The following is a 23,856-nucleotide window of genomic DNA, read 5'->3' as shown; positions in this document are numbered from 1 at the left end:
GATTCGCTGAACCGAATCATTAGCGCGATCATCTGATTCGTCACCCCGTTTACCCAATTTTCGTGTGCTCTTCCTTAGCAAAACGCAGAATCATGCTGCGTGTCACTTTTCGGAAAAGCCGATGCGGTCCAACAAGGCGCCAAAGGCGTCGCGCTCATCCCGGTTGAGCCGGGCGCCGTTTTTGCCCACATCATAGGTTGCCTTGTCCTCGTTTTCGCTGCGCACGGCCCGGTTCTTGGCCTCGGCCGCCTGGGCCAGGCGCCAGGTCAGCGCCTCATCCGCCAGCCCGTCCAGATCCTCTTCGGCCTCGGCCAGTTCCGCGTCCAGCCCGCGCCGCGCCTCCAGCTTGGCCAGTTCTTCGGCCAGGGTCATGCTGGCCAGTTCGGTGTCGCCGGGTTTGCGCAGGCAGGGGATGATAGCCACATGGCGAAGGCCAAAGAGGTTTTCAAGGGCATGCGCGCCCAAAGCCCAGTCGATTTCCTCGCGCAGTCGGTCCGGCGCGTCGATGCCGTGGCGCAGCACAAGATCGCGCAGCACCGCCAGATCCGGGTCGGCACATTGCAACCGTTCAAGGCTGGTTTCGAATTGCGGTATCACGGCGGGCGTGGTGATGGCGGTGGCCAGGATCACCGCCTCGCGCATCGCCGCAAAGGATTCATCTGCCGCCGAGACCACCAGCGAGGCACGGGTGGTCGCCCGCGGCTGCGGAATGGCGGCAAAACCCTTGCCCGGCTTCCACGGCGCGCGCGCGCCATCGCGAAAGCCGCCGCCCTTGCCGCCGCCGCGCTGCTGAAAGCCGCCGCCACCACTGCGGCTACCGCGGAACAGCTGCCAGCGAAGCTCCTTGATATCCTCGCCGTAATGCTTGCGGATCGAGGGGTCGCGGATCAGCCGGATCTTTTCGCGCAGCGCCTTGTCCAGCGCCGCCTTGCGTTCGGGGCTGTCGAACACTTTGCCCTCGGTCTCGCGCTGCCACAGCAACCTGACCATCGGCATGGCCTGATCCAGCACCGCCTGCACGGCCTCCGGGCCCTGGCTGCGGATCATGTCGTCAGGATCCTTGCCGTCGGGCATGATGGCAAAGCGCAGGCTCTTGCCGGCCTCCAGCAGCGGCAGCGCCAGGTCGATCAGGCGCATCGCCGCGCGCAGCCCCGCCTTGTCGCCGTCGAGCGCAATGACGGGTTCATCCGACATCCGCCACAGCATCTGCAACTGGTTTTCCGTGATCGCGGTCCCCAGGGGCGCAACACAGGACTGAAATCCGCCCTCTGCCAGTGCGATCACATCCATATAGCCCTCGGCCACGACAAGCGTCGCTCCCCGCCCCGAGGCCGCCCTCGCCGGGCCGTGGTTGTAAAGGCTGCGCCCCTTGTCAAACAGCTCTGTCTCGGGCGAGTTCAGATATTTGGCGTTGTCATTCGGGTCCATCGCCCGGCCGCCAAAGGCAATGGCGCGGCCGCGCGCGTCGCGGATCGGGAACATGATCCGGTTGCGGAAGGTATCATAGGGTTTACCGCCCTTGTTCGAGGGTTTGGCAAGCCCTGCCCCGATAATCAGATCCTCGGGCACATTCTTGCCGCGCAGGGCATCCCACAGGTTTTGCCAGCCATCCGGGGCAAAACCGATCTCCCAGCGATCCAGCGCCTGCGGCGTCAGCCCCCGGCGCAGCAGATAGGCCCGCGCCTCCGCCGCTGCATTGGTTTTCAGTTGCAGGCGGAAAAACTGCACCGCCTGTTCCATCACATCGGCCAGCAGCGCCCGGCGGTCCTGTTTCTCCTGCGCGCGCGGATCGCGTTTGGGCATTTCCATGCCCGCCTCCTGCGCCAGGATCTCCACCGCCTCCATGAAGCCGACGTTCTCGGTCTCCTGCACGAACTTCAGCGCGTCGCCCTTGGCGTGGCAGCCAAAGCAGTAATAGAACCCCTTGCGGTCCTCGACGTGGAACGACGCGGTCTTCTCGTGGTGAAAGGGGCACGGGCTCCAGTAGTCGCCCTTGCCCGGCTGCGACTTGCGCTGATCCCACATGACTTTGCGCCCGACGACATCAGAGATACTGACGCGGGTGCGCAATTCATCCAGAAAGCCGGGCGGCAGGGACATATCAGTTCGACTTCAGCTGTTTTTGCATCGCCTGGATCTGATCCCAGTTTTGCAGGCACTGTTCCTCGAAGGCAGCCCCAAGGTCTGCGTTCTTCAGCTCGCGCCGCTTCATCGCATAGACATGGGCCGCCAGCTGCGGGATCGCGTTGGAATAGGCGTCGGGCCACTCCGGCTCGCTGTCCAGAATCACCTGCTGCACCTCGCCCTGCTTGACCCGGTCCAGCCGCGCCTGCTGCACCGCGGCCATGACCTGGCCCTGGTACTTGCAGCTTTCTTCTTTGGTTTCAGCAGCATAGGCCGGCGACGCCAGCAAGGCGACTGCAAGGGCGATGCGGAACATGGACGCACTCCGGGAATCAGTTGGTGATCAGCAGAGGTTACCCCCGCGCCGCCTGAGCTTCCATCGCTGTTTTCAGATCCTCCACCAACGTTCTGGCCATTGAGCGCATCACCATGATCTGCACTGCCCGCGGACCGGTGCGGGTGATGGAACACATCATGTGTTTCAGCTCCGTGCGCAGGGTATAGCCACGCTTGAACACGCGCGCACGCAGGTCCACCGGCACCAGCCGCGCCAGCACGTCCTCGGCGCCCGCACCCTCCAGCCGTACCACCGCCCAGGCATCGCTTTGATCGCACAGCGCCGCGTGTTCGGCCAACCGGCCATCCGGTCTCGGCCCCATCAGCAGCGCCAGATCCCGGCCAAACCAGATCGCCCGGCAACCCGCCTTGCCGGTGGCGCGGTTCGGCGCTGGAAAGCCCAGACCGTGGGCCTCCTGCAACGCGCTGTCCAACGCCTGTTGGCGGCCCTTGAACGGGGCGATGGTCCACATGTTTCCGGGGTGTTCTTCGGTCAACTTCATGCCACCGATGGTTGCCGGCAGCAGCCCGTCGCAAGGGCTTTTTGCACTCAGTTCAGCCACGGGCACGCTCTCCTTCGGGGTCAAAGAACACGGGCGAGACCACCTCGCACAGCGTGTCGGCACCGCGCATGTGGTCGACCATGCGCACGGTGTCGCCGATGCGGCCGCGCCCCCGTCGCAGAAAGGCGAGGCCGATGGGGTGCCCCAGCGTCGGCGACACCCCCGCCGAGGTGACATACCCCTGGTCGTAGACCCGCTCCACCGGGTCGCCTGGCGTGAACAGATGCCCGCCGGCGGTGATTTTCTTGGCCGCACCCGCGGGTTTCAAGCCGACCAGCTGCAGACGGTCCTCCGACAGCAGCCCGTCGCGGGTGGCCATGGCCTTGCCGATAAACTCCTTGTTCCTGGACATCATGCCCTCAAGCCCAAGGTCAAACGCCGTTGCCGTACCGTTGATCTCGGCATGGGTCAGAAAGCCCTTCTCGATGCGCAGCACGTTCAGCGCCTCCAGGCCATAGGCACCGCCGCCCAGCGCCTCGGCCCGGCGTAGCAGTTCGCGGTAGAGGCTTGCGCCATACCGCGCCGGCACGGCCAGCTCATAAGCGTGCTCCCCCGAGAAGGAAATGCTGAACAGCCGCCCCGTGACGCCCAGCACGGTGACCGCGCCACAGCCCATGAAGGGCCAGGCCTTGCCAGTCACATCTTCGTCGGTCAGCCCGTTCAGCAGCTCCTGTGATTTTGGCCCGGCGACGGCGAACTGCGCCCATTGCTCGGTCACCGAAACGATGCGGACGTCCCAGTCCGGGCGCAGCACCTGCGCGGCGAATTCCATATGCGCCATCACCTGCCCCGCCGCGGCCGTGGTGGTGGTGACCACAAAATGGTTGTCGTCCAGCCGCGCGCAGGTGCCGTCATCCATGACAAAGCCGTCCTCGCGCAGCATCAGCCCATAGCGCACCCTGCCCGGTTTCAGCGTGCTCATGGTGTTGGTGTAGAGGAAATCCAGGAACCGGCCCGCATCCGGCCCCTGCACGTCGATCTTGCCAAGGGTAGAGACGTCACAGATCCCAACCGTCTTGCGCACCATGGCGGCCTCGCGGTCGCAGGACTGACGCCAGTTGGTTTCCCCTGGGTGCGGGAAATAGGCGGCACGGTACCACAGCCCCACCTCCAGCTGATGCGCGCCCCGGCTGGCGCTTTCGCTGTGCGACGTGAGGAAGCGTTGCGGTCTGAAGCCCTGATCCGCAGCGCCTGCCCCCATCGCGCCGAGGGCCACCGGCACAAAGGGAGGGCGGAAGCTGGTTGTGCCGGTTTCGGCAATCGTGCGCCCGGTGGCATCCGCCAGCACCGCCAAGGCAGCCACGTTCGAGTTCTTGCCCTGATCAGTTGCCATGCCTTGGGTGGTGTAGCGTTTCATATGCTCGACCGAGCGGAAGTTCTCGCCCGCCGCCTGCTGCACGTCCTTGACAGTCACGTCATTCTGAAAGTCCAGCCAGGCGCGCCCCTTTCCCGCCACCGCCCACAGTGCAGCAATGCGATAAGGGTCGTCCTCGGCCTCCGGCAGATCGGCGGCGGTGGTATTCTGGCCCAGCGCCTCCAGCACCGCTGCGGCGGCTTCGGCGCCTTCGCGCAGCGCTCCGGCGGTGGAGAACGTGCCGTTGCAGGCCCCTGCCGTGACCATCCCCGGCACCGCGCCCGGACTGGGCACAAAGGCCAGCGCTTCCCGGTTCCACACCGGGCGCCCGTTCAGGTGACAGGTCAGATGCACAGAGGGGTTCCAACCACCCGACATTGCCAGGCAATCCGTCTGGATCTTTTCCTCGCCCCGGATCGTGCGCAGGGTGATGCTCTCCAGCCGATGGCGGCCTGCGCTGCCGCAGACCTGGGCGCCGCGGATCACCTCGAACGGGCCATCCTGCGGCGCGTCATGGCGGCTGTCGATCACCGCCGCCACATGCACGCCTGCCTCATGAAGATCGCGTGCGGTGCGGTGGGCCTGATCGTTGTTGGCAAAGACCGTCACCCGCTCCCCCGGTGCAACACCCCAGCGGTTCAGATAGGCACGCACGGCCCCTGCCATCATGATACCGGGGCGGTCGTTGTCGCGAAACGCCACCGGGCGCTCGATTGCCCCGGCCGCCAGCACCACATGTTTCGCCACAATCCGCCAGAAGCATTCGCGCGGCAGCTGGCGCCCCGTCGACGAGCGGCTGCGGGGCAGGTGATGCGACACGCGTTCCAACGCGCCATAGGTGCCGTGATCATAGGCACCGGTGACGGCGGTGCGCGGCATCAGCCGCACGTTGTCCATCGCCTCCAGCTCTGCCACCACCTCTGCGGCCCAGGCGGGGCCCGGCATGCCGCCCACATCTTCACGCTCGGCCAGCAGGCGGCCGCCCATGCGACTGTCTTCCTCTGCAAGGATCACATCAACCCCGGCGCGCCCTGCGGTCAGCGCCGCCATCAGCCCGGCCGGACCAGAACCGATCACCATCACATCGCAGAAGGCATAGGCCTTTTCATACCTGTCCGGATCCGGCTCCCCGGACAGGGCCCCGAGCCCCGCGGCACGCCGGATCAGCGGCTCATACAGCTTTTCCCACAGGGGCGCGGGCCACATGAACGTCTTGTAGTAGAACCCCGCCCCCAAAAACGGCGCGGCCAGATCGTTCACCGCCATCACGTCGCGTTCGACACTGGGCCAGCAGTTCTGGCTGCGGGCCTCCAGCCCCTCGTACAGCTCCTGCTGGGTGGCGCGCACATTTGGATCCTGCTGCGCGCCAGTGCCGATGGTCACCAGCGCGTTCGGCTCTTCGCTGCCTGCGGTCAGCACACCGCGCGGGCGGTGATACTTGAACGACCGCCCGACCAGATGCACGTCGTTGGCCAGCAAGGCAGCGGCCAGGGTGTCACCCTCCAGCCCCATCATGTGGCGGCCATTGAAGGAAAAGGTGATCGGTTTTGCGCCCTTGTTCAGGCCTGAATTCGGACGCCTCATGCGGCACCTCCCAGCCCGGCCTCTGATGCCAGTTCGACCACGGAAATCTCGTGGGTCACGGTATCGCGGGTGACCTTCAGCCAAGCGCCGCAGCCCATCTCGTGATACCACAGCTCCTCCAGCGGCCCGGCCGGATTCTCGCGCTGGTTCACATAGGCGTGCCACGCCTCGAGATCCGCATCCGCCGCCGGGCGCACAAGCGCGGCCCCCTTGTACGTGAACTCGCGGCGGTCCCTTTCACCGCAGAGCGGACAGGTGATCCTCATGACCGGCGCCCCTTCTTCTTTGCGAAAATACCCCCGCCGGAGGCATCCCCGGCCCGCGCCGAGCGCTCAGTGCAGGTTATGCTGCGCACCGGTCCCCTCCTCATCCATCAAGCCCGCCCCGCTGCGGAAGCGGTCAAGCTTGAATTTTGTGGCTGCCCCATGCGGCCGGTCCGTTGCAATCAGATGCGCGTAGACGCTGCCTGACCCCGGCGTCGCCTTGAACCCGCCATAACACCAGCCGCAATTCAGATAGAGCCCCTCGATCGGCGCATGGTCGATGATCGGAGAGCCGTCTGGTGTCATGTCCATGATGCCACCCCAGCTGCGCAGCAGCCGCGCCTTGCCGAGCGCGGGCATCATCGCCACGCAGGTCTCCATCGTGTGTTCTGCCATCGGCAGGTTTCCACGCGCCGCGTAAGAGGCGTAGAAATCCAGGTAGCTGCCGAACACCAGCCCGCCCTTGTCCGACTGGCTGATATACAGATGCCCCTCGGCAAAGGTGATCACGTGGTCGACGATGGGCTTCACCCCTTCCGACACAAAGGCCTGCAACACATGGCTTTCGATCGGCAGCGTCAGCCCCGCCATTGCCGCCACCTGGCCCGACCGCCCGGCGGCGGCCAGTGCCACCTTTTTCGCCCGGATCGCGCCGCGTGTGGTTTGAACGCCTGTGACCTTGCCATGTTGCACGTCGATGCCGGTCACCGCGCAGTTCTGGATCAGATCCACCCCGCGCATGTCGGCAGCGCGGGCATAGCCCCAGGCCACCGCGTCATGGCGCGCGGTTCCGGCCCGGCGCTGCATCAGCCCGCCCAGGATCGGAAAACGATTGTTGTCGAAGTTCAGGTAGGGAAGCAGCCTGCGCAGGTCATCGCGACCAAGCAGCTCCGCGTCGTCGCCTTGGTTGATGATGGCATTGCCCCGACGCACCGCTGCGTCGCGCTGGCCGTCATTGTGGAACAGGTTGATGAGCCCGCGCTGGGACATCATCGCGTTGTAGTTCAGATCCTGCTCCATCCGCTCCCACAGTTTCAACGAATGGGAGTAGAATTCCGAATTGCCCGGCAGGTAATAATTGGCGCGCACGATGGTGGTATTGCGGCCGACATTGCCACCCCCGAGATAGCCCTTTTCCAGCACCGCGACATTGGTGATGCCATGTTCCTGCGCCAGGTAATAGGCGGTCGCCAACCCGTGGCCACCGCCGCCGATGATGATCACGTCATATTCGGATTTGGGTGCCGGGTCGCGCCATTGCGGCCGCCAGCCCTTGTTGCCGGTCACCCCTTCCTTCAGCACGCGCCAGCCTGAGAACCGCATCTGATCCCTCCCCCCAGTCAAGGCCCGGATCACATGACCGGTGCGCCCTGGCACCCGCGCCGCAGCGCCTGCCCTTCCCGCAGTTCACTAGAACTTGCACGTCTCTGTCCAGTTCGAATTTGCCAGCGTCGCGCCCCGCCGCCACCCTGCACAGGCAAACGGGGCGGAAGGTTGCCCCTCCGCCCCGCTCAAAACTGCTGCCAGGTCTGCTCAGAGACCCTTGGCGTGGTAGCTCTTGGCCACCTTATCGATCGAGACCAGATAGGCCGCCGTGCGCAGATCGGTGACGTCGTCGCGGCCGTGCCAGACCTCGCGCATCGACTGGTAGGCCACCCGCATGGTGTCATCCAGACCGGAGCGCACCAGCTCCAGCTCGCCCGCACCCTTGAGGTATTTTTCCTTGAAGTCGGGCGACATCGACCAGGTTGTGCCCATCACGTCGTCAAGGCGTTGCAGCTCGTCGATGACCAGCTGGTGGCGCGCCTCTTCCTGGCGGCGTTGCATGCGGCCAAAGCGGATGTGGCTGAGGTTCTTCACCCATTCGAAGTAGGACACCGTCACACCGCCAGCATTGGCATACATGTCGGGGATGATGACGCATCCCTTCTTGCGCAGCACCTCGTCCGCCCCGGCGGTCACCGGACCGTTGGCGGCCTCGATGATCAGCGGCGCCTTGATGCGCTCGGCGTTGGAGAGGTTGATCACCCCTTCCAGCGCCGCCGGGATCAGGATGTCGCACTCCTCTTCCAGCAGCAGCGTGCCGTCCTCGACATAATGCGCATCGGGGTAGCCGGAGACCCCGTCATGCTTGACGATCCAGTTGCGCACGGCCTCCACGTCGAGGCCGTCGGCGCTGAACAGACCGCCATCGCGTTCGATGATGCCGGTGATCCGCGCACCATCCTCGGACGACAGGAACTTGGCCGCGTGATAGCCCACGTTGCCCAGGCCCTGCACGATGACGCGCTTGCCATCCAGCTTGCCCGACAGACCGGCGGCGGCCTTGTCTTCCTCGTGGCGGAAGAACTCCTGCAAGGCGTATTGCACGCCGCGGCCCGTCGCCTCGACCCGGCCGGCGATGCCGCCGGCGTTCAGCGGCTTGCCGGTGACGCAGGCGCGGGCGTTGATGTCGGTGGTGTTCATCCGCGCATACTGGTCGGCGATCCAGGCCATCTCGCGCTCACCGGTGCCCATGTCGGGGGCCGGCACGTTCTGGCTGGGGTGGATCAGGTCGCGCTTGGCCAGCTCATAGGCAAAGCGGCGGGTGATCAGCTCCAGCTCGTGTTCTTCATACTCACGCGGATCGATGCACAACCCCCCCTTGGAACCGCCAAAGGGCGCCTCGACCAGCGCGCATTTATAGGTCATCAGCGCCGCCAGCGCCTCGACCTCATCCTGGTTCACCCCAGTGGCATAGCGGATGCCGCCCTTAACCGGTTCCATATGTTCGGAATGCACTGACCGGTAGCCGGTGAATGTGTGCATCGCACCACGCAGGCGCACCCCGAACCGCACCGTGTAGGTCGCATTGCAGACACGGATTTTTTCCTCCAGCCCCGGCGGCAGATCCATCAGGGATACGGCCCGGTTAAACATCAGGTCCACGCTCTCGCGGAAGCTCGGCTCTGTGCGGCTGCTCATCTCAAAAACTCTCCGTAATCAGACACCGACTCGCTGCCGGTGATGGGGCCACTCTATGCAGAGAAGATTGGGGAGTGCGACCTTTTTGACCATTCTCCTTCAAATGGCGCCCTTTTTACCGGCGCCGTATCGATTCGCCCTGAGCAAACAACCCATTGTCGCCAGCCGCCCCACAACACAGCCGCCAGAGACGGATTGACGTCGCAGGGCGCGACAATCAAAGCATTTCCGGCCTATTCCCGCCCAAATTCAGCCACCTTTACCCGGCATTAATTAATAAATTCCGCGTCTAGTGCCGTGCTGAACCGTTCCGCAGCCGGCGGGGGTGTTTAGATGAGTATGCGCCATATGTATTCCACCGTCCTGGCCACGCCGCTGATGCAGCACTGCCGGGCCCAAGCCAGCCATTTCCGGCGACAGGACGACGGCGCAATGGCCGCGCCCGCCTGTTTCACCATTCTGGCCATGGTGGTGGTCGGCGGTATCGGCGTCGACCTGATGCGAATGGAACGTGACCGCACACTGCTCCAGTACACGCTGGACCGCGCGGTGCTGGCGGCGGCTGACCTTGACCAGCAGAAGTCGCCCGACGCGGTGGTGCTGGACTACCTGTCGAAATCAGGGCTGGAGGAATATTACCAGACCCCCTGGTGGGAAGCCGGGCTCGGTTTCAAGAAGGTGCAGGCCACCATCGACACCACCTTCCCGACCCACCTTTTGCGCCATGCTGGCGTGGATGAGCTGCCGCTCTCTGCCACCTCACGCGCGGAGGAAAGCATTGACGGGCTGGAAATCTCGCTGGTGCTGGACGTCTCGGGCTCGATGGGGTCCAACAACCGGCTGACCAACCTCAAGGTGGCAGCCAAGGACTTCATCGACACGATGGTGGCAAACACCACCGACGGCAAAATGTCGATTTCCATCATCCCCTATGCCACCCAGGTGTCTCTGCCCGAAGAGCTGTACACCCTCTATAACATCGACACCCCAGCGGGCGCGGACGGCAGCATCCATTCGCGCTGCGTGAATTTCTCAGCCTCGGATTTCCAGACAACAACCCTGTCCCCCACCGCGCCGCTACAGGGCACGATGCACTTTACCCCGTGGGACAGCACCAGCCGCGACAACCGGACCTATTATAACAGTGGCCCCCGGCTGATCAGCACGCCGGTCTGCGAGGATGAGACCAACCGCGAAATCCTGCCATTCCAAAAGGACGCAAACGTCCTCAAGAATTACATCCAGAGCTTCGATGCCGGCGGCAACACCTCCATCGATATCGGTATGAAATGGGGCACGGCGCTGCTGGACCCCACTGCCCGGCCCGTCATCAATGCGCTGACCACCGGGTCAGGCGCCACGGTGCCTGCTGATTTCTCCGCCCGCCCGGCAGAGTACAACGACGCCGAGACGGTCAAGGTGATCGTGCTGATGACCGACGGGCAGAACACCTCGCAGTATTACGTGGAAAGCGACCACCGCGACGGCGACTCCAACGTCTGGTTCACCGAAGCCAGCGACGGTACCGAAGTCTATTCCACGCTGAACCCGTCCAATGGAAATTACTACTGGCACCTGCCCTACGGTGCACGCTGGGAGGACCACCCCTTCGGCACAGGCGAGGCCTGGTATCGCAATTGTGACGGGTGCAGCTGGCGCCAGGAATCTGGCAGCGCGCAGCGGCTGAACTGGGCGGATCTGTTTGCCTACACCTCGCTGAAATACCTGTACTACAACATCTATCGTGACTGGATGGGCACCAGTTCGGCGCGGAACACCTGGTATTACGGCGTCTACGACGCCTACGGCAATTCGACCAAGAACGCCCGCACCCGCAGCATCTGTCAGGCGGCCAAGGATCAGGGCATCATCGTCTATACCATCGGGTTCGAGGCCCCCAGCAACGGCGTTGCGGTGTTGCAGGACTGCGCCAGCTCCGACTCGCATTACTTTGATGTCCAAGGGCTGGAAATCAGCGACGCCTTTGCCTCCATCGCCACCTCGATCCGCCAGCTGAGGCTGACCCAATGATCCGGCGCAGCGTGCAAGCCCTGCGCCGCTTCCGCCGCCGCGAGGATGGCAATGCCTCGGTCGAATTCGCCATCGTCATCCCGGCGCTGCTGATGGCGCTGATGTCGACGGTGGAGCTGGGGCTGATCAACCTGCGCCATTCGCAGCTGGAACGCGCGCTGGACCAGACCGTGCGCGACATTCGCCTGACCACCGGCGCCAACCAGCAGCATGACGACCTTCGCGACGCGATCTGCGATCGCTCGGGCTTCATCGACGACTGCGCCACCTCGCTGCGGCTGGAAATGATCCGGGTCGACCCGTTCAACTGGACCCCGGTCGACCCCGACCCCGACTGCATTAACCGGATCGAGGACGTGCAGCCGGTGCGCAGCTTTGTCAGCGGCCAGTCCAACGAGCTGATGCTGATCCGCGCCTGCATGAAATTCAAACCGGTGCTGCCCACCTGGGGCTTGGGCAAGAGCCTGCACAAGGATGCGGACGGGCGCATCAGCCTGACCGCCGTCGCCGCATTTGTTCAGGAACCGAGGTAAGCCGCCATGCTGACAGCCCTGCTACAAAGCCCTCCCGGACGCGCCCTGCGCCGGCTGCGCCGCGACACCAGCGGCAGCGTGTCGGTGGAATTTGTGATCTACGTGCCGCTGCTCTTGGGGATGTTCGCGGCGATCTACACGTTCTTTGACGCCTTTCGCCGCGACAGCGTCAATCTCAAGGCGGCCTATACGATTTCCGACCTCATCTCGCGCGAGACAACGGCGATCAACGATGACTACCTCAACAGCATGTACGAAATGACCCAACTGCTGGTCCGGCAGGATTCACAGCTGGGGCTGCGGGTCTCGGTGATCCGCTGGGACGACGATGACGCCAAGTACTACGTCGACTGGTCCGAGGTGCGCGGCACCTCTGACATCACCTGGACCGACGGCACCATCAACACCGTCGCCCACAAACTGCCGTCGATGCCCGACCAGGAGCGGGTCATCCTGGTGGAAACCTTCAACGAGATGCAGCCCGCCTTCAACGTGGGCCTGCCGACGCTGGAACTCGACAACTTTGTCTTTACCCGGCCCCGCTTTGCGCCGCAGGTCGTCTTTGAGGGCAGCGCCAGCGGCGGGGGCGGCGGTCACGACGATGGCACTGGCGGCACCGACTAGCGCGGCAGCCCTTGGCGTCAGCCGCATCGCACCAGCCGTGCAGGCTGTTTCCTTATCTCCGCGCTAGCCGTGGTCGCGCTGCACCAGCATCGCCGCCAGGATCTCCGACATCGCCTTGCCCTGCTGGCCCGGCGTCACGCCGCCGATGCCAATACGCCGCCCCCAGCGCCACCACAGGCCCGGCAGCCAGCTGCGCGGGGCCGGCGTGCGGGTGCGGATCAGAAACCCGTTCGACGGTTTGAAGGCGAAGAAGCCGCGGTCGATCGCCTCGATCTCGGCCACAGATGCGATGACCTGCCCGTCGGAACAGCGCAAGGCCTCCTCTGTCAGCTCGATATGATGCGCGGTGGCCTGCCACAGCCGCACGGCCAACCACAGCGCCGCGCCGCCGACCGCCAGCAGAAACACCAGCCAGGCCGGGGATGGCGGCGCCGCAAAGGCCACATAGACAAGGATGCAGCCGGTTGCCCCCAGCATCACCGTGCCCATCACCCGGCGCGGGGCCGAAGCCTGGATCGTTGCCAATACGTCGTCGTTCATCACCTGCTCCCAATAATCATGGACAGGGGATAGACCGGTCCGGCGCCAAGGAACAGCCCCCTGCGCACTGCCGCCACGCCGCGCGGCGCCCGGTGTTGATATTTGTTGCAGAAGTGCCCGTTCTGCTGGGGTCAGGCCGCAGAGGTCAGGCCGCGCCGAGCGCAGCCTGCGACACCGCGAAGACTTCCTGTGGGACGCGCAGCCCTTTCATGCGCTGCCGTCCCAGCGAGCGGGCCAGCAACCGACCCAGCGGCGCAGACCGGCGGCAGAACTCGGCCGAGACCAACAGTGGTTCGCCCAGGGTGCCGCACAGCCCCGCCAGGCGGGAGGCCAGATTGACGTCGCGCCCGACGACCGTGTAGTCCAGACGCGTGCCAGACCCGACATTGCCGAACCCGACATCACCGACGTGCAGGGCGATGCCGACCTCGAACCGGGGCGGATCGCGGCGCGCCTGCACCCGTGCCAGCGCCGCGCGCGCAGCCGCCAGCGCCTGACGACAGGTGAAGGCGTCCCCTTCTTCTGTACGGAACACCGCCAGGATGCCATCGCCGACAAATTTCAGCACTTCGCCGCCAGCGGTCTCAATCGGCGGCACCACGCAGTCGTAATAGGTGTTCAGCAGCCCGGTGGCCTGCTCCGCCGTCATCGTAGCCGTCAGCTCCGTAAAGCGGCGCATGTCCGAAAAGAGGATTACCGAGCGGATGTGCGTGACCTGGCCGCGGTGCACATCGCCCGAGATGATCCGCTGCTGCGGTTCCTGGCCGACATAGATACGCAGCACCTCCCGCATGGCGCGGGCGGTGGCGAGGATTTCCTGGCAGGCTGACAGCGCCGGGAAGACCGCCCGCAGGAAGGCTATATCCCCGGCCGAGAACCCCGCCGCCCGACGGGTGGCAAAACTGAAGGTCCCGGCCATGCCGCAGCGCATGAAGACCGGCGCCATCAGATAGTGGACATAGCCCTCCGCCTTCAACTCCGGCACGATGCCATAGCGGTCGTCCGGCGTCTGCGGCAGCCAGAGCGACACCCACTCTCCGGTCTTATGCACCTCTGCCGCGGGCGACTGGGCGTAGCCTGAGGTGGTGCCGACCTGAAATGGAAACACGTGACTGCGTGCGCCCTTGCCGTATTCCCAGAACCGGGCGCTGGCCACGGCCTCGGCGTGCAGAAGCGGCACGATAGAGCTGGTGCGCTCCAGCGGGACGCCACCGTCGCGGATCAGGGACGCGATGCGCGTCAGCACCAGATCCGCATCACTGGCGTCGCGCGCTTCGCCGAGCAGGTAGGTGACCAGCCGCAGCGCGGGGTCCAAACGGTCTGACGGCAGTGTGCAAAGGGAGGCAGGCATATCGGCCATGGACCGACCTTACGCCCCGGGCGCCCCTGCTGGCAACGGGTTTCCTCCCGCCCGTCAGCGCCGCCTGCGGCGGCTCTTCCCGTTGGGCCGGGCAGCCCTGCGGGCTGCGGCACACTGTTCACCGGCGCACAGCCCCCGTTCCCGGCCGGGGGTTTTCCGCAGGCCGCGGAGGCATATCTTTGACCTGACACAGAAAACCGGAGACATCCCATGTCGCTCAGACCTATACTTGAGACCCGCGCCGCACAGCCCCACACGGAAGGCGCCGGCGTGAAACTGCACCGTGCCTTCGGTTTCCAGGACCCCACAGAGCTGGATCCCTTCCTGCTGTTTGACGATTTCCGCAACAATCGGCCCGAAGATTACCTGCGCGGCTTCCCCTGGCACCCGCACCGCGGCATCGAAACCATCACTTACGTGCTGGCCGGTTCAGTGGAACACGGCGACTCGCTCGGCAATGCAGGCACCTTGGGCGCGGGGGACGTGCAGTGGATGACCGCCGGGTCCGGCATCCTGCACCAGGAGATGCCGACGGGAAATGCCAAAGGCCAGATGCACGGGTTTCAGCTGTGGGGCAATCTTCCGGCAAGTCAGAAAATGACCGCACCGCGCTATCAGGACGTGCAGGGCGGCGAGATCCCGGAAATCATCGACGATGACGGCACCCGCGTGAAGGTCATCGTCGGCACGTTCTGGGGCAAACGCGGTCCGGTAGACGGCATTGCCGCCGATCCGCAATATCTGGACGTCTTTATTCCCGCAGGCGTGAAAAAGACCCTGCCCATCGACACCTACCGCCGGGCCTTTGCCTATGTGTTCGAAGGCGCCGCCGCCTTTGCCGATGCCTCCGCGCCGCAGGGTGTGCTGCTGGAGAAGGAAGTTGCGGGCCAGGAGGTCAACATCCGCGATCTGTCCGGTGATCGCACCCTGATCCGCTTTGGCACCGGCGATGAGATCACCGTGCAGGCGGGGCCTGAAGGTGTGCGCTTCCTGCTGATCTCCGGCGCGCCGATCAACGAACCGGTGGCCTGGCACGGACCGATTGTGATGAACACCCGAGCCGAGCTGAATCAGGCCTTTCGGGATTTGCGCAACGGGACGTTTATCAAACCCGCGCACTGATCGGGGCAACCGGCATCCTCCACGTTCTGTGCGCGGCACTGGCTCGTGGTGGGGCGGTTTCACCGCCAAACCGATGCGAATGTGCTATACTGCGACCCGTTCAGCAATCTGATGGGGGAAGCCATGATCATCCGGGTGTTCCGCGCCACTGTCCGCGACGACAAGATCAAGGAGTTTCAGGAGTTCCTGACCAACACCGCCGTGCCGCACGTGCGGCGCCAGCCGGGACTCGTCTCGGTTACGGCCGGGCTGCCGCGGGCAGAGACGCCCGCCACCTTCTGCGTGGTGATGGTGTGGGAGAGCGTCGCCGCGCTGCAGGCCTTTGCCGGTGAGGACTGGGAACAGCCGCACGTGCTGCCCGAAGAAGACCCGATGGTGTTGAGCCGCGACATCGAGCATTTCGACATGCTTGGCCTGCTGAACTGAGGCTCCGGCAGGACCCTCGCGCCAGCCGTTTCAGGCACTGACCGCCTTGCGCACCATGCCCCAATAGACCCGCTCCACCTCGTCCAGGGTCAGCCGCCCTTCCGAGCGGTACCAGGTGTTGACCCCGTTCAGCATGGCGATCACCGCCAGCGTCGCGATCTTGGTATCGGAGATGTCGAAGACCCCCTGCGCGACGCCCTCTTTCAGGATCCCCTCAACGCCGTTTTCGTAGTTGCGGCGCAGGGCTTCAATGCGGGCAAAATTCTCTTCGGTCAGATTGCGCAGTTCCATATAGGCGATGAACACGGCATCCGGGCGCTCCAAGTGGAACCGGATGTGGAACCCGGTGAAATTATGCAGCCGGTCCAACGCATTGTCGGCCCGCGGCACTGCATCCCAGGCCGCCTGCAGCTCCTCCATATGGCCGGCCATCAGCCGGAACAACAGGCTTTGCTTGTCGGGCGTATAGTTGTAAAGCGCACCAGCCTGGACGCCCACCTCGCGCGCGATCTGGCGCATCGACACCGCTGCGTAGCCGTGCTGGGCAAATAGCCGCAGCGCCGCGTTGCGGATCTTGGGGCCGGTAATGCCGGAATGGGAACCCTGTGTACGTGCCATGGGCGCGACAATAACTGAACGCATGTTCATTAAAAAGGGAAATTCCCATTTTCGAATACGCCCGTTGCCAGCTGTTGCAGGGCGAAAACAATTGTACAGATACGCGCAACTGCATAGAACCGTCAGAGGAATTGGGGAAAGCACGATGCGGACAGCGGCGCGGATCACGGTTATTCTGACATTTGCGGCTGCAGCCGCCGCGACCGCCTGCACCCGCGTTCCCGAGCTGGAAGACCGCCTGACGCCGGACTTGCGCAACGCCGCCTACCCGCAGCTGCTGCCGCTAGACCGAACGCTGGAACCGCTGTCGCCGCCTGCCGAGGCCCACGAGGAGCTTGAACAGCGGCTTGACGCGCGCGCAGCGCGGCTGCAACGGCGGGCCGAAGCCCTGCGCAACGCCAAATTCTGATCTGCGCCCGGCATTCGCGCCTTGGCGCGGCAATGCGGTTCTCGCTCGACGTTGCACGCTTGCGCCGAACCCGCTAAGGCGGGGTTGAACGTTTCGGAACAAAGGACCTCCAGCTATGACAGAACCGCTTCGCCTTGGGATTGCAGGTTTGGGCACGGTTGGCATCGGCGTGGTCAAGATCATCCGCCGCCATGCCGCGCAGCTGGAGGCGCGCACCGGCCGCCCGGTGGTGATCTCGGCGGTTTCGGCTCGCGATGCGACCAAGGACCGCGGGGTCTCACTCAAGGATTACGCCTGGGAGACCGACCCGGTGGCGCTGGCGCGCCGCGATGATGTGGACGTTTTTGTCGAACTGATGGGCGGCCATGAAGGCGCAGCCAAGGCCGCAACGGAGGCCGCCCTGGCTGCGGGCAAGGACGTGGTCACCGCCAACAAGGCGCTGCTGGCGATCCATGGTCAGGCGCTGGCCGAACAGGCCGAGGCCGCAGGCAAGGTGATCCGCTTTGAGGCCGCCGTGGCGGGCGGGATCCCTGTCATCAAATCGCTGACCGAAGGTCTGGCAGGCAACGAGATCACCCGCGTGATGGGGGTGATGAATGGCACCTGCAACTTCATCCTGACGCAGATGCAGGCCACCGGCCAGGGCTACAACGCCCTGTTCGAAGAATGCGGCCGTCTTGGCTATCTGGAGGCCGACCCGAACCTGGACGTGGGCGGCATCGATGCGGGTCACAAGCTGGCGCTGCTGGCCTCGATCGCATTCGGCACCCGTCCGGATTTCGACAACGTGCAACTGGAGGGCATTCAGCGCATCCAGCTGGAGGACATCCAGGCCGCTGCCGACATGGGCTACCGCATCAAACTGCTGGGCGTGGCGCAGCGCACCGCCCGCGGGCTGGAGCAGCGCATGTCCCCCTGCCTGGTGCCCGCCGCCTCGCCGCTTGGGCAGCTGGAGGGCGGCACCAACATGGTGGTGATCGAGGGCGACTCGATTGAACAGGTGGTGCTGCGCGGCCCCGGTGCCGGTGAAGGCCCGACGGCCAGCGCGGTGATGGGCGACGTCCTGGACCTGGCCCGCGGCCTGCGGATTGCCACCTTTGGCCAGCCCGCTGCCACCCTGTCAGAACTGCCCGCCGCCCAGACCGGCCTGCCCGCTGCCTTCTACCTGCGCATGACCCTGCTGGACAAACCCGGCGCGCTGGCCAAGGTCGCCTCGGTGCTGGGAGAGGCCGGCGTGTCGATCGACCGGATGCGCCAATACGGCCACTCGGCGCCGGTGGCACCGGTGCTGATCGTCACCCACAAGTGCACCCGCGCCGCGCTGGACATCGCGCTGGAGGGGCTGACCGCCACCGATGTGGTCGACGGCTCCCCCGTTGCGCTGCGCATCGAAGAGGTCTGAGTCGCCGAAACTGTCGGCAAAACCCGATTTTAAGCGCCGCGGCGGTGGTTTCCCGCCGCCGCTGGCGCTATCGCCCCTTGCGAGCGGCCCCCGCCCCGCGCTATTCGGCATGCAACGCCCTTTCAATTCATTCCCGTTGAGACAGGATTTCCGGTATGACCTCGAACACCTCTGACGCGCCCTTTCATGACCGTATGCTGTCGCTGGGCCTGGCCCGTGTCGCAGAACAGGCCGCGCTGGCCTCGGCCTCTCTGATTGGTCGCGGCGACGAAAAGGCCGCCGACCAGGCCGCCGTGAACGCCATGCGCGAGCAGCTGAACCTGCTGGACATTGCCGGCGTGGTGGTGATCGGCGAAGGTGAGCGCGACGAAGCGCCGATGCTCTACATCGGCGAGGAAGTCGGCACCGGCAATGGCCCCGGCGTCGACATCGCGCTGGACCCGCTGGAAGGCACCACGCTGACCGCCAAGGACATGCCCAACGCGCTGACCGTCATCGCCATGGGCCCGCGCGGCTCCATGCTGCACGCGCCGGACACCTACATGGACAAGCTGGCCATCGGCCCCGGCTACCCCGAGGGCGTGGTGTCGCTGGAGATGTCCCCGCGCGAACGGGTTGAGGCACTGGCAAAAGCCAAGGGCTGCGCGCCCTCCGACATCACCGTCTGCATTCTGGAGCGCCCCCGCCACGAGGCGATGATCGCCGAGGTCCGCGAGACCGGTGCCGCGATCCGCCTGATCACCGATGGGGACGTGGCCGGTGTGATGCACTGCGCCGAGAGCGAAATCACCGGCATCGATATGTACATGGGCCAGGGCGGCGCGCCGGAAGGCGTGCTGGCCGCGGCTGCACTGAAATGCATGGGCGGGCAGATCTTTGGTCGCCTGCTGTTCCGCAACGACGACGAAAAGGGCCGCGCTGCCAAGGCCGGCATCACCGATCTGGACCGCATCTACGCCCGCGATGAGATGGTCACCCAGGACGTGATCTTCGCCGCCACCGGCGTTACCGGCGGCTCGCTGCTGCCCTCGATCAAGCGCACCCCCGGCTGGGTCGAAACCACCACGCTGCTGATGCGGTCGAAAACCGGTTCCGTCCGGCGCATGTCCTACCGCACGCCGCTGGCGCCGCACCAGGGCTGAACCGCAACGCCAGAACGCGGCTTGCGCCGCGGCCTCCGGCGGGCGTATTTGTGGAAAGATGAAGGGCCGGATCCGTATGGGTCCGGCCTTTGCGCCTTGGGGCAGATGGGGACGGATGATGAGCTTTCTGGGTGTTGAGCAATCGCTGAGCGGGCGGCGCTGGGTCGGACCGGGTATTGAGGTGGACCGCGCGTCGGAGATGATGGCGCAGCAGACCGGCCTGCCCCGCTCTGTCTGCCAGGTGCTGGCGCGGCGCGGCGTGCCTTCGATGGAGGCCAAGGGGTTTCTGGAGCCCAAGCTGAAAGAGCTGCTGCCCGACCCGCGCGAGATGAAGGACATGGAAACGGCCGCAATCCGGTTCCTGGCCGCGGTCCACCGCAAGGAGCGCATTGCGGTCTTTGCCGATTACGACGTCGATGGCGGCAGTTCGGCCGCGCTTTTGCTGGTCTGGCTGCGGCAGATGGGGCTGGAGGCGACGCTTTACATCCCCGACCGCATCGACGAGGGCTATGGCCCCAACGTGCCCGCCATGCAGCAGTTGGCGGCGGCGCATGACCTGATCATCTGCGTCGACTGCGGCACCCTCAGCCATGAGCCGATTGCGGCGGCGAAAGGCGCGGATGTCATCGTGCTGGACCACCATCTGGGCGGCGAGACCCTGCCCGACTGCGTGGCGGTGGTGAACCCCAACCGGCAGGACGAGGACGGCGATCTGGGCTATTTCTGCGCGGCTGGCGTGGTGTTCCTGATGCTGGTCGAGGCGGGCCGCCAGCTGCGCGAGGCCGGGGCCAAAGGGCCAAACCTGATGGCGCTGCTGGATCTGGTGGCGCTGGCCACGGTGGCGGATGTGGCGCCGCTGATTGGCGCCAACCGCGCGCTGGTGCGCCAGGGGCTCAAGGTGATGGGCGCGCGCCGCCGTCCTGGCCTGGTGGCGCTGTCCGATGTCAGCCGCATGGATTCGGCCCCTTCGACCTATCACCTGGGCTTTCTGCTGGGGCCGAGGGTCAACGCCGGCGGGCGCATCGGCAAGGCGGATCTGGGTGCGCGGCTGTTGTCCACCGACAACCCGCATGAGGCCGCCGCCCTGGCCGAACGGCTGGACGAGCTGAACACCGAACGCCGCGACATTGAAAACGCCGTCCGCGCCGCCGCCTTTGAGCAGGCCGAGGAGCGCGGGTTGGACGCGCCACTGGTCTGGGCCGCCGGAGAGGGCTGGCACCCCGGCGTGGTCGGCATCGTCGCCTCCCGCCTCAAGGAGGCCGCCAACCGCCCCGCCATTGTCATCGGCTTTGACGGCGAGGAGGGCAAAGGCTCGGGGCGGTCTGTTTCCGGCGTCGACCTTGGCGCCTCGATCCAGCGGTTGGCGGCCGAAGGGTTGCTGGTCAAGGGCGGCGGTCACAAGATGGCGGCGGGGCTTACGGTGATGCGCGACCAGCTGGAACCGGCAATGGCGCGGCTAAGCGAGCTGCTGGAGAAACAAGGCGCAGGCCAGGGCGGTCCCGCCGACCTGAAGCTGGACGGGGCCCTGATGCCCGGTGCCGCAACCGTCGAGCTGATCGAACAGATCGAACAGGCGGGCCCCTATGGCGCCGGGGCCCCGGCGCCGCGATATGCCCTGCCGGATCTTCAGGTGCGTTTTGCCAAACGCGTGGGCGAAAGCCACCTGAAACTGTCGTTGAGCGACGGTATGGGCGGCGGTGTGGATGCGATCTGCTTTGGGGCCTTTGACACCGCGCTTGGCCCGCGGCTGCTGGACCATGGCGGCGCGCGGTTTCACTTTGCCGGGCGGCTGGAGGTCAACACCTGGGGGGGGCGCCAAAGCGCGCAGCTCAGGCTCGAGGATGCGGCAGAAGCGTGAAATATCAAAGAGTTGACTGCTGAGACCAAGAAATTTCACAAATCCGTATTTTTCCCCTTGCGACCATGAGCGGTTGCCACTAAACACCCGCTCACGCACAGAGTGGCCCGTTCGTCTATCGGTTAGGACGCCAGGTTTTCAACCTGGAAAGAGGGGTTCGATTCCCCTACGGGCTGCCACTTTTCCCTTCGAAAACATGCACTGAACCGCACTGTGAATGCGTGTTTTTTCGGAGCGTTTTCATACCGTTACTTCAGGGAACAGGCCGCTGCAAAAACTTTGTGTCGAAGCAAAAAATCCTCTTGCGCCCATCGGGCGCAATCAGTAAACACCCCTCACAGACAGAGTGGCCCGTTCGTCTATCGGTTAGGACGCCAGGTTTTCAACCTGGAAAGAGGGGTTCGATTCCCCTACGGGCTGCCACTTCCCCCCACCACACAGATGATCACGACGCTTTGATGTGCGCTAGATATCGCCGCCCCATTTCGGCGGCGCGCGTCCGGTTGCAGCTCCTGATCCATGTTGGCGCCAGCCACGGTCGAGCCGGTGCGGTCACACCGCATCGCGAGTGCCGCGCGCAGAGACAAAAGCCACTACACAGGCCGAAACGCTCTGATTTTTCCTGGGAGAAGCCACGCGGGCGTAGCGCGGACAGTCGCCGCGCCTCACGCCGACCCGATGGCCTGACGACCCTAGGCAGCCGCCGTTATTTCGCCGCCGGGGCAGAGCCGGGCGACGCCAGCGAGGGTTCTTGTACGGAGGCCGCAGTCGCCTCTTCCTTTTCCAGCCCCTCGCGGTAAAAGCAGTGCTGCGCCCGCCCGGCCCGCTTAGCCGCGTACAGCGCCAGATCCGCCTGGTTCAACAGCTCCGCCGCGTCCGGTTGCGCCTGCCAGGTGGACAGGGTGGTGCCCGCGCTTGCGGAAATCCGGCACAGATGGCCACCATAGGCCACCGGTTCCTCCAGCTGCGCGATCAGGCGCTTGGCGATGGACGCCAGCCGGGACTGGTCCAGGACCCCTTCGAGTATCATTACAAATTCGTCGCCACCAACCCGCGCAACCGTGTCTGACTGGCGGGTACAATCCACCATGATGCGGGCCGCGTGTTGCAGCACCGCGTCGCCGGCGGCATGGCCATAGGTGTCGTTCACCTGCTTGAAGAAATCCAGATCCAGATGCATCAGCGCAAACTCGCGGCCGCTGTTGATCAGCCGCCCCAGCACATGGTCCATCGCCCGACGGTTTTTCAGACCGGTCAGCGTGTCGGTAAACGCCTGCTCTTCGGCCGCGATCATCGCCCCCTGGAGCCGGGTGTTCAGCTGGCGCGACGCCTCCATCGCGGCGGATTTTGCCTCCACCAGGTAGAGCATCTCGATGGTCAGATCGGTGGGTGAAAAATCGGCGCTGGTCAGGTCGTAGTCGCGCACCGCCTCCAGCACCGAGATGCCGAACGACAGGTTGATGAATCCCCCCTGCCCGTCCGGCAGCGGTGTGCAGACGCCCTTCAGCCCGGTTTGCGGCGCGTCGCGGAACTGCAAATGCAGCTTGCTGCCGGCGGTGCGCTGCAGATCCTCGACCGAGCGCACGGAGCGCGGGCGCGACAGATCAAACAGGCGGAAAAAACGCCGCCCTTCCCACGTCAGCCCCGGGCGCAATTTCTTCAGCGTCGGCCCGGCAGAGACAATGCGCCCCTTGCCATCGACGATGACGTACATCGGGCAGATGATCCCGGCCATCTGCGTCAGCTGCTCAAATGTCATCATAGAGAATGCGCCCCCAGATCAAACTCGCGCCCTTCGGCGAATTTGGTCACCACCAGAGTGATCGAGATCACCTCGGCGCCGCCATGGCGGCCGCTGTGGTCGAGAAACACCAGGTCACCGTAATCATCCGCCATCGCCCGCAGAACCCCCATCAGCACATGGCCGTAGCCGGGCAGGCCGGGCTGGCAGATCAGCTCGAACTGTTCCGGCGCCTGCTCCACCAGCTCCAGCGCCGGAAGATGCAGGTCCGACACCGCCAGACGGGCACGGTCGGGCAGATCATCCAGCGAGTGCAGGAACTCGACGTAATCGACACCGCCGAATCGCAACAACCTGCGCAGCGCCTCAACCTGCGGGTTGGAGACCAGGAATGTGCCCATGTCCTCAAGGATTTCTGGCAAGGGCCGCGCCAGCACCTTTTCCATCGCTGCCAACATGCGACTGGACTGGTCTTCGGAATACACAAGCATCGCCTCGAACTCGGTGAACCCGAGTTCGGCTTCTTCCATGACCTTCTCCCACCGCGGCTTGCCGTAGGTGGTCGTCACAAATGCCTGAATCGCCCTATTGATCAGACCGTGCATGCAATGGCCTCTCTTTGCCTATGCCCCAGTCTTGCAGCCTTCCGGTTAAGAAAGCCCCAACAAATCCGCATTGCCCGGCCGACTGTGCCTGACTGCGCCACGTCATCGCCCATTTGTACGTACCCTGCATTTTCTTGCTACCCCCGCGCGCCGGTGGGACGCCTGCGCAGAACCATCGTAGACCTCCAGCAGACGCGCAGGCCAATCAATTTTTCTTGCCAGAATACGCTGCGGGCGTGCCGTCCCGGCGACCGCTG

The 23,856-nt window shown here is 64.9% G+C and carries 21 protein-coding genes and 2 tRNA genes; 11 read left to right on the top strand and 12 right to left on the bottom strand.

Translation table 11 applies throughout. The features are described 5' to 3' along the window. Positions 1-102 precede the first annotated feature (102 nt). From dnaG to AC0IPL_RS06920, 7 genes are all read right to left on the bottom strand, one after another. Complete coding sequence (gene dnaG, locus AC0IPL_RS06950) at positions 103-2,100, bottom strand: DNA primase (RefSeq protein WP_474273078.1); 1,998 nt, start codon at positions 2,098-2,100, stop codon at positions 103-105. Position 2,101: 1 nt separating this feature from the next. Beyond that, on the bottom strand, positions 2,102-2,440 hold the full coding sequence (locus AC0IPL_RS06945) for a hypothetical protein (protein WP_474273076.1): 339 nt from the start codon (positions 2,438-2,440) through the stop codon (positions 2,102-2,104). A gap of 37 nt (positions 2,441-2,477) precedes the next feature. Beyond that, positions 2,478-3,023, bottom strand: a complete 546-nt coding sequence (locus AC0IPL_RS06940; protein ID WP_474273075.1) for a sarcosine oxidase subunit gamma — start codon at positions 3,021-3,023, stop codon at positions 2,478-2,480. Continuing rightward, a complete protein-coding gene (locus AC0IPL_RS06935) occupies positions 3,016-5,961 on the bottom strand; it encodes a sarcosine oxidase subunit alpha family protein (protein ID WP_474273073.1) in 2,946 nt (981 codons plus the stop codon). Before AC0IPL_RS06935 ends, AC0IPL_RS06940 begins: the two co-directional genes overlap by 8 nt. Next, positions 5,958-6,227, bottom strand: a complete 270-nt coding sequence (locus AC0IPL_RS06930) for a sarcosine oxidase subunit delta (protein WP_474273071.1) — start codon at positions 6,225-6,227, stop codon at positions 5,958-5,960. The genes AC0IPL_RS06935 and AC0IPL_RS06930 overlap by 4 nt, the downstream gene beginning before the upstream one ends. Positions 6,228-6,293: 66 nt before the next feature. Beyond that, positions 6,294-7,547, bottom strand: a complete 1,254-nt coding sequence (locus AC0IPL_RS06925; RefSeq protein ID WP_474273069.1) for a sarcosine oxidase subunit beta family protein — start codon at positions 7,545-7,547, stop codon at positions 6,294-6,296. 210 nt (positions 7,548-7,757) lie between these two features. Then, positions 7,758-9,188 carry a Glu/Leu/Phe/Val family dehydrogenase gene (locus AC0IPL_RS06920; protein ID WP_474273068.1) on the bottom strand — a complete coding sequence of 477 codons (1,431 nt, stop codon included), beginning with the start codon at positions 9,186-9,188 and terminating at the stop codon, positions 7,758-7,760. Between the two features lie 333 nt (positions 9,189-9,521). Between AC0IPL_RS06920 and AC0IPL_RS06915 the strand changes: the two genes are divergently transcribed. From AC0IPL_RS06915 to AC0IPL_RS06905, 3 genes are read left to right on the top strand one after another with little or no spacing between them, the layout of a single operon-like run. Further along, complete coding sequence (locus tag AC0IPL_RS06915; protein WP_474273065.1) at positions 9,522-11,219, top strand: TadE/TadG family type IV pilus assembly protein; 1,698 nt, start codon at positions 9,522-9,524, stop codon at positions 11,217-11,219. Further along, entirely contained in the window at positions 11,216-11,752 is a 537-nt protein-coding gene (locus tag AC0IPL_RS06910; protein WP_474273064.1) for a TadE/TadG family type IV pilus assembly protein, read from the top strand. Before AC0IPL_RS06915 ends, AC0IPL_RS06910 begins: the two co-directional genes overlap by 4 nt. Before the next feature lie 6 nt (positions 11,753-11,758). After that, positions 11,759-12,376 carry a TadE/TadG family type IV pilus assembly protein gene (locus tag AC0IPL_RS06905; protein WP_474273063.1) on the top strand — a complete coding sequence of 206 codons (618 nt, stop codon included), beginning with the start codon at positions 11,759-11,761 and terminating at the stop codon, positions 12,374-12,376. Positions 12,377-12,439: 63 nt separating this feature from the next. Here AC0IPL_RS06905 and AC0IPL_RS06900 read toward each other — a convergent pair whose 3' ends face one another. Both AC0IPL_RS06900 and AC0IPL_RS06895 read right to left on the bottom strand, forming a co-directional pair. Then, the gene (locus tag AC0IPL_RS06900) at positions 12,440-12,916 is read right to left on the bottom strand and encodes a hypothetical protein (RefSeq protein WP_474273062.1); all 477 of its coding nucleotides are present in this window, start codon (positions 12,914-12,916) and stop codon (positions 12,440-12,442) included. 145 nt (positions 12,917-13,061) lie between these two features. Then, positions 13,062-14,276: an adenylate/guanylate cyclase domain-containing protein gene (locus AC0IPL_RS06895; RefSeq protein ID WP_474273061.1), complete on the bottom strand. Its 1,215-nt coding sequence runs from the start codon at positions 14,274-14,276 to the stop codon at positions 13,062-13,064. A 210-nt stretch (positions 14,277-14,486) separates the two neighbouring features. On the opposite strand from AC0IPL_RS06895, the gene AC0IPL_RS06890 reads away from it, so the two are divergent. After that, positions 14,487-15,398, top strand: coding sequence for a pirin family protein (locus AC0IPL_RS06890; protein WP_474273059.1), 912 nt, complete (start codon positions 14,487-14,489; stop codon positions 15,396-15,398). 123 nt (positions 15,399-15,521) lie between these two features. Next, positions 15,522-15,824, top strand: a complete 303-nt coding sequence (locus AC0IPL_RS06885) for an antibiotic biosynthesis monooxygenase family protein (RefSeq protein ID WP_474273057.1) — start codon at positions 15,522-15,524, stop codon at positions 15,822-15,824. Between the two features lie 30 nt (positions 15,825-15,854). Here the strand turns inward: AC0IPL_RS06885 and AC0IPL_RS06880 are convergent, their stop codons facing one another. Then, a complete protein-coding gene (locus AC0IPL_RS06880; RefSeq protein WP_474273054.1) occupies positions 15,855-16,442 on the bottom strand; it encodes a TetR/AcrR family transcriptional regulator in 588 nt (195 codons plus the stop codon). A 145-nt stretch (positions 16,443-16,587) separates the two neighbouring features. Here AC0IPL_RS06880 and AC0IPL_RS06875 point away from each other — a divergent pair, with 145 nt between their 5' ends. The 6 genes from AC0IPL_RS06875 to AC0IPL_RS06850 all read left to right on the top strand — a co-directional run bounded on the left by AC0IPL_RS06875 (position 16,588) and on the right by AC0IPL_RS06850 (position 21,676). Further along, positions 16,588-16,851 carry a hypothetical protein gene (locus AC0IPL_RS06875; RefSeq protein ID WP_474273052.1) on the top strand — a complete coding sequence of 88 codons (264 nt, stop codon included), beginning with the start codon at positions 16,588-16,590 and terminating at the stop codon, positions 16,849-16,851. Between the two features lie 115 nt (positions 16,852-16,966). Continuing rightward, positions 16,967-18,253 (top strand): homoserine dehydrogenase, encoded by a 1,287-nt coding sequence (locus AC0IPL_RS06870; protein ID WP_474273051.1) that lies wholly within the window; start codon positions 16,967-16,969, stop codon positions 18,251-18,253. A gap of 155 nt (positions 18,254-18,408) precedes the next feature. Next, positions 18,409-19,395, top strand: a complete 987-nt coding sequence (glpX, locus tag AC0IPL_RS06865; protein WP_474273050.1) for a class II fructose-bisphosphatase — start codon at positions 18,409-18,411, stop codon at positions 19,393-19,395. 118 nt (positions 19,396-19,513) lie between these two features. After that, complete coding sequence (gene recJ / locus AC0IPL_RS06860) at positions 19,514-21,253, top strand: single-stranded-DNA-specific exonuclease RecJ (RefSeq protein WP_474273048.1); 1,740 nt, start codon at positions 19,514-19,516, stop codon at positions 21,251-21,253. Positions 21,254-21,357: 104 nt separating this feature from the next. Further along, positions 21,358-21,432: transfer RNA gene (locus AC0IPL_RS06855), tRNA-Glu, on the top strand. 169 nt (positions 21,433-21,601) lie between these two features. Next, positions 21,602-21,676 (top strand) — tRNA-Glu (locus AC0IPL_RS06850). 283 nt (positions 21,677-21,959) lie between these two features. On the opposite strand, the gene AC0IPL_RS06845 is transcribed toward AC0IPL_RS06850, so the two are convergent. Continuing rightward, positions 21,960-23,015 carry a diguanylate cyclase domain-containing protein gene (locus AC0IPL_RS06845; protein ID WP_474273046.1) on the bottom strand — a complete coding sequence of 352 codons (1,056 nt, stop codon included), beginning with the start codon at positions 23,013-23,015 and terminating at the stop codon, positions 21,960-21,962. Beyond that, entirely contained in the window at positions 23,012-23,599 is a 588-nt protein-coding gene (locus tag AC0IPL_RS06840; protein ID WP_474273045.1) for a heme NO-binding domain-containing protein, read from the bottom strand. The genes AC0IPL_RS06845 and AC0IPL_RS06840 overlap by 4 nt, the downstream gene beginning before the upstream one ends. Between the last annotated feature and the right edge of the window lie 257 nt (positions 23,600-23,856).

It is taken from the genome of Leisingera sp. SA32 (genome assembly GCF_056033425.1).
This window is presented reverse-complemented; position numbering and strand designations above follow the sequence as displayed.